This is a genomic window from Micromonospora sp. NPDC048935 (assembly GCF_043197875.1).
Classification (GTDB): Bacteria; Actinomycetota; Actinomycetes; order Mycobacteriales; family Micromonosporaceae; genus Micromonospora.
In genome coordinates this window covers 1,020,402-1,034,615 of record NZ_JBICTZ010000001.1, presented here as the reverse complement: position 1 = coordinate 1,034,615, position 14,214 = coordinate 1,020,402, and the positions used below count along the sequence as shown (strand labels likewise).

Annotated in this window: 11 protein-coding genes and 2 pseudogenes; 5 read left to right on the top strand and 8 right to left on the bottom strand. The window is 70.7% G+C overall.

What is annotated here, in order from left to right; translation table 11 throughout:
* Window positions 1–78: 78 nt before the first annotated feature.
* The 4 genes and pseudogenes from ACGFIW_RS05135 to ACGFIW_RS05120 all read right to left on the bottom strand — a co-directional run bounded on the left by ACGFIW_RS05135 (window position 79) and on the right by ACGFIW_RS05120 (window position 5,969).
* Window positions 79–2,661: a DNA topoisomerase (ATP-hydrolyzing) gene (locus ACGFIW_RS05135; RefSeq protein WP_393311252.1), complete on the bottom strand. Its 2,583-nt coding sequence runs from the start codon at window positions 2,659–2,661 to the stop codon at window positions 79–81.
* A gap of 147 nt (window positions 2,662–2,808) precedes the next feature.
* Window positions 2,809–3,639 (bottom strand): annotated as a pseudogene (locus ACGFIW_RS05130) (LAGLIDADG family homing endonuclease); the annotation flags it as partial.
* Window positions 3,613–3,867: pseudogene (locus ACGFIW_RS05125) on the bottom strand (DNA gyrase subunit A); the annotation flags it as partial. The pseudogenes ACGFIW_RS05125 and ACGFIW_RS05130, both read right to left, overlap by 27 nt.
* Window positions 3,868–3,911: 44 nt before the next feature.
* A complete protein-coding gene (locus tag ACGFIW_RS05120; RefSeq protein WP_393311010.1) occupies window positions 3,912–5,969 on the bottom strand; it encodes a type IIA DNA topoisomerase subunit B in 2,058 nt (685 codons plus the stop codon).
* A 351-nt stretch (window positions 5,970–6,320) separates the two neighbouring features.
* On the opposite strand from ACGFIW_RS05120, the gene ACGFIW_RS05115 reads away from it, so the two are divergent.
* Both ACGFIW_RS05115 and ACGFIW_RS05110 read left to right on the top strand, forming a co-directional pair.
* On the top strand, window positions 6,321–7,577 hold the full coding sequence (locus tag ACGFIW_RS05115) for a hypothetical protein (RefSeq protein ID WP_393311009.1): 1,257 nt from the start codon (window positions 6,321–6,323) through the stop codon (window positions 7,575–7,577).
* Window positions 7,578–7,677: 100 nt separating this feature from the next.
* Complete coding sequence (locus tag ACGFIW_RS05110) at window positions 7,678–8,541, top strand: alpha/beta fold hydrolase (protein WP_393311008.1); 864 nt, start codon at window positions 7,678–7,680, stop codon at window positions 8,539–8,541.
* A gap of 15 nt (window positions 8,542–8,556) precedes the next feature.
* Here the strand turns inward: ACGFIW_RS05110 and ACGFIW_RS05105 are convergent, their stop codons facing one another.
* A complete protein-coding gene (locus tag ACGFIW_RS05105; RefSeq protein ID WP_393249171.1) occupies window positions 8,557–8,727 on the bottom strand; it encodes a hypothetical protein in 171 nt (56 codons plus the stop codon).
* Between the two features lie 196 nt (window positions 8,728–8,923).
* Between ACGFIW_RS05105 and ACGFIW_RS05100 the strand changes: the two genes are divergently transcribed.
* Entirely contained in the window at window positions 8,924–9,553 is a 630-nt protein-coding gene (locus tag ACGFIW_RS05100; RefSeq protein WP_393311007.1) for a hypothetical protein, read from the top strand.
* 170 nt (window positions 9,554–9,723) lie between these two features.
* Window positions 9,724–10,095 carry a hypothetical protein gene (locus ACGFIW_RS05095; RefSeq protein ID WP_393311006.1) on the top strand — a complete coding sequence of 124 codons (372 nt, stop codon included), beginning with the start codon at window positions 9,724–9,726 and terminating at the stop codon, window positions 10,093–10,095.
* Between the two features lie 15 nt (window positions 10,096–10,110).
* Here the strand turns inward: ACGFIW_RS05095 and ACGFIW_RS05090 are convergent, their stop codons facing one another.
* A complete protein-coding gene (locus tag ACGFIW_RS05090; protein ID WP_393311005.1) occupies window positions 10,111–11,022 on the bottom strand; it encodes a DUF72 domain-containing protein in 912 nt (303 codons plus the stop codon).
* A 135-nt stretch (window positions 11,023–11,157) separates the two neighbouring features.
* Between ACGFIW_RS05090 and ACGFIW_RS05085 the strand changes: the two genes are divergently transcribed.
* Complete coding sequence (locus ACGFIW_RS05085; protein ID WP_393311004.1) at window positions 11,158–11,661, top strand: DinB family protein; 504 nt, start codon at window positions 11,158–11,160, stop codon at window positions 11,659–11,661.
* An 18-nt stretch (window positions 11,662–11,679) separates the two neighbouring features.
* On the opposite strand, the gene ACGFIW_RS05080 is transcribed toward ACGFIW_RS05085, so the two are convergent.
* Window positions 11,680–13,743, bottom strand: coding sequence for a glycogen debranching N-terminal domain-containing protein (locus ACGFIW_RS05080; protein WP_393311003.1), 2,064 nt, complete (start codon window positions 13,741–13,743; stop codon window positions 11,680–11,682).
* A complete protein-coding gene (locus tag ACGFIW_RS05075; protein ID WP_393311002.1) occupies window positions 13,740–14,147 on the bottom strand; it encodes an SCP2 sterol-binding domain-containing protein in 408 nt (135 codons plus the stop codon). The genes ACGFIW_RS05080 and ACGFIW_RS05075 overlap by 4 nt, the downstream gene beginning before the upstream one ends.
* Window positions 14,148–14,214 lie beyond the last annotated feature (67 nt).

Here is a 14,214-nt window from a genome sequence, read left to right as displayed (position 1 = left end):
GGCACGTCTGAGGCAGCAACTTCCCCGAAGGTGCGCGGATCTTGGGTCGGGACGGGCCGGGGCGCGGCCGGGCGCGGGTTAGTCGCGTTCGATCACGTGGCCCACGACCGTTGGGCCGAGCATCACCGCGAAGCCGGAGCCGTCGCGGCGCGGATCCGCCGTGGGCAGCTCCACCGGGTCGCCGGTGCCGGTCGCGCCGACCGGGCGCGGACCCACCCAGGCGACAACCACGTCCGTCTCACCCTTGAGGAAGCGGTGCGCGCGCACGCCGCCGGTCGCCCGGCCCTTCGCCGGGTACGCCCTGAACGGCGTCACCTTGACCGTCGCCCCGGTGGAGGTGACCACCATCGGCTCGCCGTGACCCGGGTCGTCGGTGCGGACCGCGCCGAAGAACGCCACCCGCGCCCCGGCCGGCAGGTTGATGCCGGCCATCCCGCCGCCCTTGAGGCCCTGCGGGCGGACCAGCTCGGCGGGGAAGCGCAACAGCGACGCCTCCGAGGTGACGAAGGTCAGCGTCTCGGTGCCGTCGGTCAGCCAGGTCGCCCCGACCACCTCGTCACCGTCGCGCAGACCGATCACCTCGAACTCGTCGGAGCGCACCGGCCACTCCGGCGCGCAGATCTTGACCACGCCCTGCCGGGTGCCCAGCGCCAGCCCGGGTGAACCCTCCGCCTGCCCGCCCAACGGGGCCAGGCCGACCACTGTCTCCCCCGCCGCCAACGGCGCCAACTCGGCCGCGGACATGCCACCGCGCAGCGACACCGTGCCGGCCTGCTCGGGCAACACCGGCAGCGGCAGCACGTCGACCTTGAAGGCCCGACCAGCGCTGGTCAGCAGCAGCACCCGACCGCGGGCGGTGGAGTGCACGATCGCGCGTACCGTGTCGTGCTTGACCCGGCCGTTGCGTCGGCGCCCCTCGGCGCTCTCCTCCGACTCGGCGGCGGTCCGGGCGACCAGCCCGGTCGCGGACAGGATCACCTGGCACGGGTCGTCGGCGACCTCCAGCGGACCGGCCGGCACGGACGCTGCCAGCACCTCCTTGAGGTCACCGTCGACGAGCGTCGTGCGCCGTTCGGTGCCGAACTGCTTGACCACCGCCGCCAACTCGTCGGAGACCAGCTTCTTGAGCACCCGCTCGTCGTCGAGGATCTTGCTCAGCTCGGCGATCTCGGCGCGCAGCCGCTCCTGCTCGGCCTCCAGCTCGATCCGGTCGAACTTGGTCAGCCGGCGCAGCGGAGTGTCCAGAATGTAGGTCGCCTGGATGTCGGACAGGCCGAACCGGCTCATCAGCCCGTCCTTCGCGGCCTGCGCGTCGTCGCTGCCCCGGATCAGCCGGACCACCTCGTCGATGTCCAGCAGCGCGATCAGCAGACCGTCGACCAGGTGCAGCCGCTCCTGGCGCTTACGCCGACGGTACGAGGTGCGCCGGGTGACCACCTCGTACCGGTGCGCCAGGAACACCTCCAGCAGCGCCTTGAGCCCCAGCGTGCGCGGCTGCCCGCCGTCCAGGACCAGGTTGTTGACGCCGAAGGACTGCTCCAACGGGGTCAGCCGGTAGAGGTCGGCGAGCAGCGCCTGCGGGTTGACACCCACCTTGCACTCGACGACGAGCCGGGTGCCGCTCTCCCGGTCGGTGAGGTCCTTGACGTCGGCGATGCCGGTGAGCCGCTTGGTCTTGGTGACCTCGTTGGTGATCGCCGCGATGACCTTCTCCGCGCCGACGCCGTAGGGCAGCTCGACCACGGTGATCGCCTGGCGACCCCGGCTGCCCTCGATCGGGCCGATCTCCACCTTGCCGCGCATCCGCACCACGCCGCGCCCGGTCTCGTACGCCCGGCGCACCTCGTCCAGACCGAGCAGCACCCCACCGGTGGGCAGGTCGGGGCCGGGAACGAACTCCATGAGCTTGTCCAGGGTGGCGTCCGGGTGGTTGATCAGCCAGCGGGCCGCGGAGACGACCTCGGCGAGGTTGTGCGGGATCATGTTGGTGGCCATGCCGACCGCGATCCCGGACGCGCCGTTGACCAGCAGGTTGGGGAACGCGGCCGGCAGCACTGTCGGCTGGGTCAGCGACCCGTCGTAGTTGGGCTCGACGTCGACGGTGTCCTCGCCCAGCTCACCGACGAGCAGCATGGCCTCGCGGGACATTCGTGCTTCTGTGTATCTTGAGGCAGCCGGACCATCGTCTGGGGACCCAAAATTTCCATGCCCGTCGATGAGTGGCACGTTGAGGGAGAAGTCCTGCGCGAGGCGGACCATCGCGTCATAGATCGCTGTATCGCCGTGTGGATGGTACTTACCCATGCAGTTGTGGACGACGTAGCCCTCGGCAACGAAGGCGTGCTCGTCGCTGCCGACCTGAATGTCGTAGGTGACGTCGGGCGACACCGGCTCCACCGAGGTGACCCGTAGGAAGGATCCGCCGACCAACGCGTCCAGCCGAGAAGCGAGGGGGGAACCGAGGCGGTGGAGTTTGCGGATCCAGCCGTCTCGTACCGCACGCTGCAATTGGAAAGTTCGGTCAGCGAGCGGGACGCCATTGCGGTCCTTGCCATATCGCACCTTCGGCCCGCCGCTCGCCGAGAGCGAGTCGCGGAACGCCTGGCCATCCCGATCCCGAAACCACCCGCCGCCCTGGTGCGCGGCCGTGAACTCGGCCATGACCGGGGCGTACGGCAGCCGGTCGTTGCCCTGCTTGCCGCCGTACTGGTAGTCGATTTCGGCGACCCGTTGCAAGTCGTCGTGCTTGTAGCCGATCCGCACCCACGGCAGCAGAAGACGGGCGAGATCCGAGGCGTCCCGGCCGCTGACCGACAGGCCATGAAGAGGGTGCTCCTGTGAGCTACGACCGCTGGCCCAGTGGTGGCCATGTAGCCCCAGGTCGGCAAGCATGGCGTAAATCTGCCGCACCAGCACCTCGCTGGTACTGACGAAGACAATCTCCCGAAAACGCTTACGAACGTAGCCGTCTCCATCGAAGAAGCCGGCGAGAAATGGCACCCAGGCCGACCGGTCGCGAATGATGTCGGCGGGCACAAACTTGTCGCGGCTGAGCGGCCGCGTCGCCTCCAGCAGTCCTTCGTGTCGGCTGAAGGTAAGAATGTGCTGGTCGCGATGCAGCGGATTCTCGGCCTCACGCTTTCCTCGGGAAACGTTCAGCCCACTGGCGATGGCCCAACCATGGGCGACATCGAGCGGCTCGATGTCACACATGTGGATCCGGACCCGACCGTCCGCCGCGCGAGATCGGTGCACTGGGAAGCCCTCGGCTACCAGTAGCCCGCGCACATAGTCGTAGACGTCGCCGGTCGGTGTTGACACCACATTTCGGCGGCTGCCGTACGCCAGCGCCAATTGCCCCGGGAGATCCCGAGCCTCCACCCATTGGACCGAAAGGTCATCGGCGACCACGCGGAAGCGTTGGCCCGGCGTGACGAGCATCGTGTGCCCGTTGCTCCAGGTCACGCGCACGAGGTCGGACACCGGATTCTGATAGACAGCGGTCACCGGAACTGGTGCGCCGGCACCATCCAGAACGAGGTCACCGACCTCGATTTCCTCGATGGCCCGCAGGCCAGCGGGCGTCGAGACGAGTGTGCCGGCGACGAAGCAGTCGCCGACAATTCGGGCAGACTTCACGTGCCCGCGATCCGGGCGGTAGCCCTGCTCGTACATCGACCAGAGGATGCGCCGGTGCACGGGCTTGAGGCCGTCGCGCGCGTCGGGCAGGGCGCGGGAGTGGATGACCGAGAACGCGTACTCCAGGTAGGAGTCGGAGACCTCGGTGACCAGCGGGTTGTCGAAGACCCGTGCGCCGGCCTGGTCGAACGAGGAGAGGTCGACCTTGTTTTCCTTACGGCGTGCCATGACTCAGCTCTCCACTGGAACCGGAACTGGAACGGAAGGGGCGCTCATGCGTCGATCGCATCGCGGTCGACGCGGTCGGCGGAGTCGATGAGCCAGTTTCGGCGCGGCTCGACCTTCTCCCCCATCAGCAGTTCGAGGATGCGTTCGGCGGCGTCGACGTCGTCGAGGGTGATCCGGCGGACGGCGCGGGTGGCCGGGTTCATCGTGGTGTCCCACAACTCGTCGGCGTCCATCTCACCGAGACCCTTGAAGCGTGGGATGGGCGTGACGATCTGCTTGCCGGCCTTCTCCAGCTTGCGGACCGTCGTCTCCATCTCGGCCTGGGTGTAGGTGTAGGTGGTCTGCGGGCTGCGCCCCCTGGTGGTGATCTTGTGCAGGGGCGGCATCGCGGCGTAGAGCCGACCGGCCTCGATCAGCGGGCGCATGTACCGGGCGAAGAGGGTGATCAGCAGCGTCCGGATGTGGGCGCCGTCCACGTCGGCGTCGGCCATGATCAGCACCCGGCCGTAGCGCAGCGCGGACAGGTCGAAGGTGCGCCCCGAGCCGGCACCGAGGACCTGCACGATCGCGGCGCACTCGGCATTGTCCAGAACCTGCTGGAGGTTGGCCTTCTGCACGTTGAGGATCTTGCCGCGGATCGGCAGCAGCGCCTGGTATTCCGAGGATCGGGCCATCCGGCTCGTGCCGAGAGCGCTGTCGCCCTCCACGATGAACAGCTCGCTGCGGTCGATGCCCGTGGCCCGGCAGTCGACAAGCTTCGGCGGCATGGACGCGCCCTCCAGGGCGGTCTTGCGCCGGGCGGCGTCCTTCTGTTGCTTCTGGGTGAGCCGCACCCGGGCCGCGTCGACGATCTTCTGGAGCACCGTACGGGCCTCGGCCTTGGTGCGCCGGTCCTCCAGCCAGGCCTTCACGTGCGCGTCGACCAGACCCTGGAGCACCTTCGTGATCCCCGGGGTGGACAGCTCGTCCTTGGTCTGCGAGGTGAACTGGGGCTCGGGGATGCGCACGTGCACCACCGCGGTCATCCCCTCCAGGACGTCGTCCAGGGTGGGCGGCTCCTCCTTGGCCTTGAGCAGGCCGCGGGTGTTGCGGACCGCGTCGGCGAGGGCGCGGACGAGGGCCCGCTCGAAGCCCTTGCGGTGGGTGCCGCCGTGCGCGTTGCGGATGGTGTTGGTGAAGCACTCGACCGTCCGGTCGTAGCCGGTGCCCCACCGGAACGCCACCTCGACCTCGGCGCGCCGCTGCACGTTGGACTGCATGACGCCGTTGGCGTCGGCGGCGTTCTCCCGGTAGGTGCCCTCGCCGTTGACCAGCAGGGTGCCGGAGACGGGCCGGTCGCCGGCCGGGGCGAGGAACTCCACCATGTCGCTGAGCCCGTTGGGGTAGTGGAACCGCTCCTCGGCGGGGGCCTCGCCGGTCAGGTCCCGCAGCAGGTAGGTCACGCCGGGCACCAGGAAGGCGGTGTTGCGCAGCTTGGTGCGGACCGCGTCCACGTCGAGTGCGGCACCGGTCTCGAAGTAGCGGGCGTCGTGCCACCAGCGGATCGAGGTGCCGGTGCGCTGGCCGCGCTTCATCGCGCCGGTGACCTGGAGGCCGGGGCCGGCGGTGAAGGGCGCGTCCGGCCCGGCGCCGTCGAAGATGCCCGGCACACCGTGCCGGAACGACATCGTGTGGATCTTGCCGGCTCGGCGGACCGTCACGTCGAAGCGGCGGGACAGCGCGTTGACCGCCGAGGCGCCGACGCCGTGCAGGCCGCCGGAGGTCTTGTAGCCGGAGCCGCCGAACTTGCCGCCCGCGTGCAGCCGGGTCAGCACCAGCTCGACGCCGGAGATGCCGGATTTGGCGTGCACGTCGGTGGGGATGCCCCGGCCGTCGTCGTCGACCTGCACCGAGCCGTCGGCGTGCAGGATCACCTCGACGTGGTCGGCGTGACCGGCGACACCCTCGTCGGTGGAGTTGTCGAGGATCTCGTTGACGAGGTGACCCACGCCACGGCTGTCGGTGGAGCCGATGTACATGCCGGGCCGCTTGCGGACAGCGTCCAGCCCCTCAAGGTGGGTGAGGTCATCGGCCCCGTACAGGGTGTCAGGCTCTGCGGTCAACTGGTCGTACTCCCCGGTCTCGGCGGTGTGCTGCCGGTCACCGGCGAGATCAGCCGGCGTGGCGCGCCGCAGCGAGCCTAGCCCGAGGCTCGGACAACTCCCGGAGGACCTACGCGACCCGCCGCGCGGTGGCCCTCGGACGTGAGCCAGCGAACAGTCAACCGGTGACCGCCGGGCCACGCACCGAAAGCACGATCACGGTTGGTGGGGCGCACGCCCGCGGAAAGCGACCGGAGTGTGCCACATGTCTTTCATCGAACGAATCTGTTACGGGCCATTGACGCCCGTTGCACGAGGGTGATCTGATCGCGCTCTCAGAGAATCTTTCATCTTTCGATGGATGGGGGCCCCATGCCCAGGTTCCGGCGTACCGCGCTCGCCGCGGGACTAACGATCGCCATGGCCGCGCTGTCGACCGCATTCGCGCTGCCCGCACCCGCGTCCGCCGCGTTGCCCACCGCCGCGGTGGCACTCGGGGACAGCTTCATCAGCGGCGAGGGCGCCGGGGCGTACACCCCGGTGGTCGACGTCAACGGCGTCGCCCAGGGCTTCCCCGGTTGGACCGCGGCCAACAACAACGCGTTCTTCTGCCACCGTTCGGCGAACGCCTCGCTGCACCAGGCAAACCTGCCGGGTATCCAGAACCGGTTCAACCTGGCCTGCTCCGGTGGCCAGCCGCACGACATCGCCACCGCCTCCCAGGCGCGGGCCAACGGCCGGACCGTGGCCGCGCAGCTCGACCAGCTCCGCGCCGTCGCGCAGACGCAGGACATCGACCTGGTGCTGGTCGGCCTCGGCTCCAACAACAGCTCGTTCACCTTCGGCAGCGTCGCGGAGAAGTGCGCCAACCGGTTCATCGCCGACGCCTGGACCGGCTGGTGGGAGTTCTGGGCGTACCTGAACGGGCCGGTGGAGCAGAAGCCGTGCAGCGACGCCGACCTGGCCACCGCGGCGCAGCTCAGCGCCGCGACCGCGGAGACCACCACCGCCGTACGCCAGATCCTGACCACCCTGGACCAGATCGACGCGGACGGACAGCACCGGGTGGTGTTCCAGGACTACACGAACCCGCTGCCGCTGGACCTGAACCCGCAGTTCCACGAGGAGGACAGCCGCGACGACACCCGGGACAAGTTCCGTGACCTGGGTGCCGAGCGGTACGCGGCGGGTTGCCCGATCCACCGGGCCAGCCTGGCGCCCGGACACCGGTTCTCGCAGGGCCTGGGCACCATCGTGAAGTCCGCCAGGGACACCCTCGCGGCCGAGTTCCCCGCCGACGAACTGGTCTACCTGAACGTGCAGCAGGCCTTCAACGGCGCCCGGCTGTGCGAGCAGACCAGCAGCCCGGCGGGCTCGCTGGCCACGCCGATCCGGCTCCAGGACGGCGCGAGCGGCACCTTCGTCACCAGCCTGTCCGGCAAGGACAAGCTCGACATCCAGCGGATCGCCAACACCTGCGTCAGCTACTTCCAGACCTGCCAGGAGTCCTGGCACCCGAACGCCACGGGTCACCAGGTGCTCGGTCAGTGCCTGAGTGGAGCCGCCACCACCAGCGCCCGGTCGGTTGCCTGCGTCCGTGCCGGCAACGGGACGATCTCGGTTTCCTGACCGCGTCGCCAACCGGAGGGCCCCGCCGTGGCGGGGCCCTCCGTCGCGTCCGGCCACCGTCGGCTACCCGCCGGTAACGCCGGGACCGTAGGCTGGGCCGGTGGGCGGAGATCCGGAGTACGCGCAGGAGTTCGTCGACGTCGACGGCGGCCGGTTGGGTGTGCAGGTCTATCCCGAACCGCCCGACTCGACGGGTGCGCCGGTGGTGGTGATCTGGCCCGCGATGGGTGTGCGGGCCCGCTACTACCGCCCCTTCGCGGCCACGCTGCGTGCCGCCGGGCTGGCCGTGGTCGTCGCGGACCTGCGCGGACACGGGGCGAGCACTCCGACGCCGAGCCGGGCCGACCGCCACGGTTACGCCGAGTTGGCCGGCGACGTCGGCGCCGTCCTGGCCGCCCTCAAGCCACGGCTGGACGGGCGTAACCGACTGCTGCTGGGGCACTCGCTCGGCGGTCAGGCCGCGCTGCTGCACCTCGCCCTGCACGGCGGCGACGAGGTGGACGCGTTGGCGCTGATCGCGGTCGGCATCCCGTACTGGCGAAACTACCCTGGCCTGCGCGGCCTCGGCGTCCTGCCGTACACCCAGGGGATCGCCGCCACCGCGGCCCTGCTACGGGTCTGGCCGGGCTGGGGCTTCGGCGGCCGGCAGGCGCGCGGCGTGATCCGCGACTGGGCCCACACCGCGCGCACCGGCCGTTTTCCCCGGCTGAACGGCACGGACACCGAGGCCGCGGTACGCGCGGTGCGCACACCGACGCTGGCGGTCAGTGTGGACGACGACCAGTACACCCCGCACGAGACGATGGACGCCCTCTGCGCGAAGCTCGTCGCGGCCCCCCTCACCCGGGAGCACTACACGGTGGCGCAGGCCGGTGCGGCGCTGGACCACTTCACCTGGGTCCGCGCGAGCACCCCGTTGGCGCGGCGGATCGCCCGTTTCGCCGGCGACCTGCCGCCCCGCTGAGCCGGGCCCTGCCGCTCACTCGTCCTGGTCCAGCGGCACCAGCTCGCCGTCGCGCTCCACCTGGATCTTCGCGTGGTCCTTGCGCGGCGCGACCTCCGCGGTGTTCCGGTGTGGGTCGTTGTCCGGGTGCATGAGCACCGCGTCGGTTTTCGGGGTCTTCTCCCGACTCTCGTCCGGCTGCGACATCCCGTTCCCCTCTCCGTCAGCGTCGCTCGGGATCTACCCGCCACCGCGCGAACGACTCCTGCCCGCGGTGGTGCGGCACCTCGATGACCGAATGTCGCGGTCCTGCCGGTTGGGTGCCGATCGGCCGCCGGGTGACGGGGTTAGCCGCCCGGGCGACGGGTAAGCCGCAGCGCCCAACACGGCGGAAGGGGATCACATGTCCGAACGGCATACCGCACTGCGCTCGATGCACGATCTGGGTCTCGCGGCCTGGTTCGGCGGCTCCCTCATGGGTGCCTTCGGTGTCAACGGCGCGGCCGGGAAGATCAGCGACTCCACCCAGCGACTCTCGGTCGCGTCGGCCGGATGGTCCAGATGGACCCCGGTCAACGCCGCCGCCATCGGCGCGCACCTGGCCGGCGCGGTCGGCGAACTGGTGACGGAGAGCCCACGCGTGGCGGCTCAGTCCGGGGTGGGCCGCACCAGCGCCATCAAGACGGCGTTGACGATCGGCGCGCTGGCCGTGACCGGCTACAGCCGGTTGGTCGGCATGCGCCTGGAGAAGGCCGGTGCCTCGCCGGTGAGCGGGACCACCGAGCCGAACCACCAGACCCCGGCCAGCGTGGCCTCCTCGCAGCGGCAGATGAAGCTGCTCCAGTGGGCCATTCCGGCGTTGACCGGGGCCCTGGTGGTGGTCACCGCGTACATGGGTGAGCAGCAGAAGCCCGGCCAGGTGTTCAAGGGGATCCTCGGTCGGGGCAGCAGCATGAAGGGCGCCTCGAAGAGCATGATCAAGATGGCTGGCATGAGCAACGGCAAACGGCCGATGGCGATGGCCGGACGCTGAACGCCGGGCCGGCCCGCGTCCCGCCGCCCTCTCGACGGCGGGGCGCTGGCCGGTCCCGTGCGCTTCCCGACGCGGCGGCGACGCTCGTGCGACGGCACCGGCGTGGGCGGGCGCGACCCGAGAACGGCACACCGTCCGCCGGCAGCGGCGGACCGACGAGCGGGGTGGCCATGACGGTGCACAAGGGACGCAGCGGTGACAACGACCGGCAGGAGCCGGAGGCGACCCAACCGTGGGGCGGCGGCGACGGCTTCGACGCCGACGCGCCCTGGGGTGCCGACGCGGACTCGCCGATGGACGAGGGCAGCGAGGAGACCGCGGTGCCCGAGGGACGACGCGGGGAACGGCGTGCGGGCGCCCCGACGGGCCGGACCGACCCGGCGGGACGGCACGGCTTCGGCTCGGTGGAGCCGACCCGTACGACGATGGCCGGACCGGGCGCCCCACCGGACCCGGCACCCAGTGGCCGGAGCTTCCCGGACGACGCCGACATCGGCGATTCGGCGCAGGACGCGCTGCGTAGCCGGGGCCGACGCTCCTGACCTCGCCGTGGACGGTCAGCCGGTCGATCCTGCCGCGACGGTCCGGTCGGCGATCATCGTCTCGGTGAGCAGTTGCGCCAGCCGGGTCGCGTCGCGCTGGGCCTGACCGGCGCAGCAGTTGTTGAACAGCACGTGCAGGTCGTCGGCCTCGGTGGCCAACTCGGCCAGCCGAACCGCCCAGTGCCGAAGCTCGTCCTCGGCGTACGCGTACCGGAACTTGTCCTGCTTGTCGCCCTCGCCCCAGGCGTCGCTGTGGCCGTGGAACCGGACGATCGCCGGCTCCGCGGTCACGGTCAGAATCGGTGGCACCGACGACGGATGCCCCTGCGGCATGTCGACGCAGACCAGGGACAGGTCGTGCGCGCGCAGCAGGTCCAGTGTGTCCGAGGCGGCCGGACCGTCGAACCAGGAGCCGTGCCGCAGCTCCACACCCACCCGCCACGGCCGGCAGCGCCGCGCCAGCTCGACGATCCGGCTTTCGGCCGCCGCGCTACGCACCAGCCACGGTGGGAACTGCAACAGCACCGCACCCAGCTTGCCGGCCGCCGCGATCGGGTCGAGGGCCGCGCGGAACCGGGCCCACAGCTCGTCGTACGCCTGCTCCGGCAGGTCGCGGCGGCGGATCCGGCTCGGGCCGGCGGCCGGACGCAGGTCCCGGGGTAGCGCGGCGACCGGCGTCGGATGGCCGGTGAAGAGGCTGAACGCCTTGACGTCGAAGGTGAAGTCGTCGGGTGTGGCGTCGACCCAGCCCTGCGTGGTCTCCGGGACGGGGATCGCGTAGTAGGACGTGTCCACCTCGACAAGCGGGAACCGGCCGGCGTAGAAACCGAGCCGACCGGCCGGCGTGTTGGCCGAGCGCGGGTACCACCCCGAGCGCAGCAGCGACTGGTCGGCCCAGGACGACGTACCCACCTTGATCACACCCATGTCATTCAGTGGACCGCCACGGACGCGAATCGGCAACCGCTGGCGGCTCGTACGTCGCACCTGGTGTCCGGCCCCGGAAGTGTCGGTGCCCGGTCCTACGGTGGCATCGAATGGACAGCGACGAAGGGTGACGGCATGACCAGCACGGAGCAGCTCACCGGTGAGCGGGCCGACCTCCTACAGACACTTCGCCGGCACCGGGGTTTCCTGCTGCACACGGTGGAGGGCCTCACCGACGAGCAGGCGGCCACCCGCTCCACGGTCAGCGAGCTGAGCCTCGGCGGCCTGATCAAGCACGTGGCCGGCGTCGAGCATCGGTGGATGCTCTTCGCCGTGGGCGGCGCGGAGGCGATGCAGCGCGAGGAGATCGACTGGGTCGGTCAGTTCCGGATGGCGCCGGGCGAGACCCTCGCGGGTCTGGTCGAGCGGCTCCGGGAGGTGGCCGACCAGACCGACGCGCTTGTCGCCACCCTCGACCTGGATTCGGCGCACCCGCTGCCGCAGGCGCCCTGGTTCGAGCCGGGGGCGAGCTGGACGGTCCGTCGGGTGCTGCTGCACCTGATCGCCGAGACGTCCCAGCACGCCGGGCACGCCGACATCCTGCGGGAGTCGATCGACGGCGCGAAGACGATGGGCTGACCGCCGTCGCCCAGCCGCTCAGCGCAGGCGGGGGCCGGATCGGTGCGCCGTGGTCCGGTCCCTGGCGTAGGCGTCGGAGCGACCCCACCGGCCCGGGATGTCGAGCAGGTCCAGCCGACCGAATCCCTCCGGCACGGCCGGGTTGACGAGCAGGTTGTCGCCGGTGGGTCGCAGCCCCAGCATGGTGCCCAGCAGCATCAGCAGCGCCCCCGACGACCACGCCTGCGGGCGGGCCGCCGCCGGCAACTGGACCGGATACTTCGTCAGCCGGCGATCGTGGCCGGCGATCATCTCCGGCACGGCCCCACCGAGGGTTTGCGCCATGTCGAAGATGCCGGCCGCGATCGTGGCCGCCTGACTGTCGAAGCGGTAGCGGCGCAGCCCGGCGGCGATCAGGGCGTTGTCCGCCGGCCACACCGCGCCCAGATGTGACCCCATCGGGTTGTACGGACGCTGCCCGGTGGCGAAGGTCCGCACCCCCCAACCGCCGAACAGCCGCGACCCGGTGAGGTGTTCGGCGACGGCTCCGGCGCGGTCGTCCGTGACGATCCCGCTCCACAGCAGATGCCCCATGTTGGAGGCCAGCGCGTCGACCGGCTCGCCGTACGGGTCGAGCGCCAACGCGTAGTACTCCTGGTCGGGCAGCCAGAAGTCCCGGTTGAAGCGCTCCTTGAGCGCTGCGGCCTCCCGCTCCAGCCGGTCGGCGTACTCGGGGTCGCCCCAGAACTCCCGGGCCAGCCGGGCACCACGCCGCTTCGCGTCGTACGCGTAGCCCTGCAACTCGCAGGTGGCCCGGGGAAAGGCCGGTTGCTCGCCGCGTCCACTGGTGATCGAGTCCGGGGTGTCCTTCCAACACTGGTTGATCGCGCCGGTGCGCTCGTTGCGGCGCTGGTAACGCAGGTAGCCGTCCCCGGTCAGGTCGCCGTACTCGTCGATCCAGTCCAACGCCAGCCGGGCCGGGTGGCGCAGCTCGCGCACCAGGTCCGCGTCACCGGTCCAGCGCTCGTACTCGTCGAGCAGGACCACGAAGAGCGGGGTGGTGTCCGCCGAGCCGTAGTACAACGCGTCCGCCCGGTCGCCGAAGGCGCCGGACTCGCCGTAGCGGAGGTGGGCCAGGATCTTGCCGGGCTCCTCGTCCAGGTCGTCGTCGAGCTGGGTGCCCTGCATGAACGCCAGCATCCGCAGCGTCGCGGGGGCCAGCTCGGGGGTGAACGCCATCGTCTGCAGGCTGGTGATGATGCTGTGCCGTCCGCACAACCACATCGTCCACGGCAGACCTGCGATCGGCACCCGGTCCGGGGACGACCACGGCTTGTACCGCAGGGCCGCCAGGTCGGCCAGGGCGCCCCGGTACATCTCCTCCAGCCCGTCGCGTTCGGCGGTCAGCGTCGGGGCCTGCTCCATCCAGTTCGCCAGGTCCTCGCGCATCCCCACCCGCACGGCCCGCTGGTGCGACTCCAACGAGTCGCGTACGTCCTCGCCGCCTTCGCCACCCATGGTCATGGCGATGTGCAGGTCGGTCTCCCACACGCCGTCCGGGGCGACCCGGATCCGGAACGTCATGCCCGCCTCGTCCACCTCGACCGGAACGGTGCTCTGCACGGTGGTCTGGCGGACGAAGCGCTGCCGCTGGTAGCGCAGCACGAGCTGGCGGTTGGCCGAGTCCGGGGTGACCTCGACGACCCGCCGCCGCAGGTGCCCGATCTCGGCGATGTCGGTGAAGTCGCTGCCCATCTCCACCCGCACGGTGAACTCGGCGGGCTCTGCCGAGTGGTTGAGCACGGTGATCTTCTCGTGCATGCAGTCGTGCACCGAGCGGTGCCGGGTGATCGACACGTCCGCGTCGACGTAGTGGCTCGCCGCGCCGGGGACCAAAAAGTACCGGGTCTCGAAGTAGGTCATGTCGTCGCGGGACAGCGCGTTGACCCGCTCACCGTCGACCCTGAGCACCCAGTGGGACAGGAACCGGGTGTCGTACGCGAAGAGACCGACAGGCGCCTGCGGGTCGGCCTCGATGTCGCCCTGGGCGTCGCTGATCGCGAACACGTTGCCGGCGATCACGTGCAGCAGTTCCTGCTTCACGACTGCCCCTCCCGGGCGACCGACGCGCTCCGGCGCGCCAGGGCGGCCCGACCCAGCTCCCGGGGATGGCGGGCGTGGGCCGGCGCGGCGAAGATCCGCCGCAGCACCATCAGCAGGTGCATGTTGCCCTGCAGGGTCAGCTCGTTGCGCAGCAGGGCCGCGCCGGGATGCAGCTCACCCCGGACCATCCGGTCGAACACCAGGTGATCCGCGCGGATCACCAGATCGGCGTCGTCAGCCGAGCGGGTCACGTGGACGTGCTGGTCGCGGACGGTCAGGTACCAGTGCTCGGTGCAACCGTCGCCGCGCACGTCCAGCCGCAGCGTGCCCGCGGTGGTCTCCGGCAGGTCGGGGCGCCGACCGGCGTCCAACTGTTGCAGGTACTGCGCTGCCGTCGCGCCCATCAGGTCCCCTCCCCCATGCTTCTGAGCAGGATCACCCGGGCCCGGGTGAGGCCGGCTCACCCGGAAC

Excerpts from the sequence above, each read along its gene's own strand:
- ACGFIW_RS05135 (WP_393311252.1), bottom strand. The coding sequence starts at position 2,661 with ATGGCCGAGTTCACGGCCGCGCACCAGGGCGGCGGGTGGTTTCGGGAT.
- ACGFIW_RS05115 (WP_393311009.1), top strand. The coding sequence starts at position 6,321 with ATGCCCAGGTTCCGGCGTACCGCGCTCGCCGCGGGACTAACGATCGCC.
- ACGFIW_RS05105 (WP_393249171.1), bottom strand. The coding sequence starts at position 8,727 with ATGTCGCAGCCGGACGAGAGTCGGGAGAAGACCCCGAAAACCGACGCG.
- ACGFIW_RS05100 (WP_393311007.1), top strand. The coding sequence starts at position 8,924 with ATGTCCGAACGGCATACCGCACTGCGCTCGATGCACGATCTGGGTCTC.
- ACGFIW_RS05095 (WP_393311006.1), top strand. The coding sequence starts at position 9,724 with ATGACGGTGCACAAGGGACGCAGCGGTGACAACGACCGGCAGGAGCCG.
- ACGFIW_RS05090 (WP_393311005.1), bottom strand. The coding sequence starts at position 11,022 with ATGGGTGTGATCAAGGTGGGTACGTCGTCCTGGGCCGACCAGTCGCTG.
- ACGFIW_RS05085 (WP_393311004.1), top strand. The coding sequence starts at position 11,158 with ATGACCAGCACGGAGCAGCTCACCGGTGAGCGGGCCGACCTCCTACAG.
- ACGFIW_RS05075 (WP_393311002.1), bottom strand. The coding sequence starts at position 14,147 with ATGGGCGCGACGGCAGCGCAGTACCTGCAACAGTTGGACGCCGGTCGG.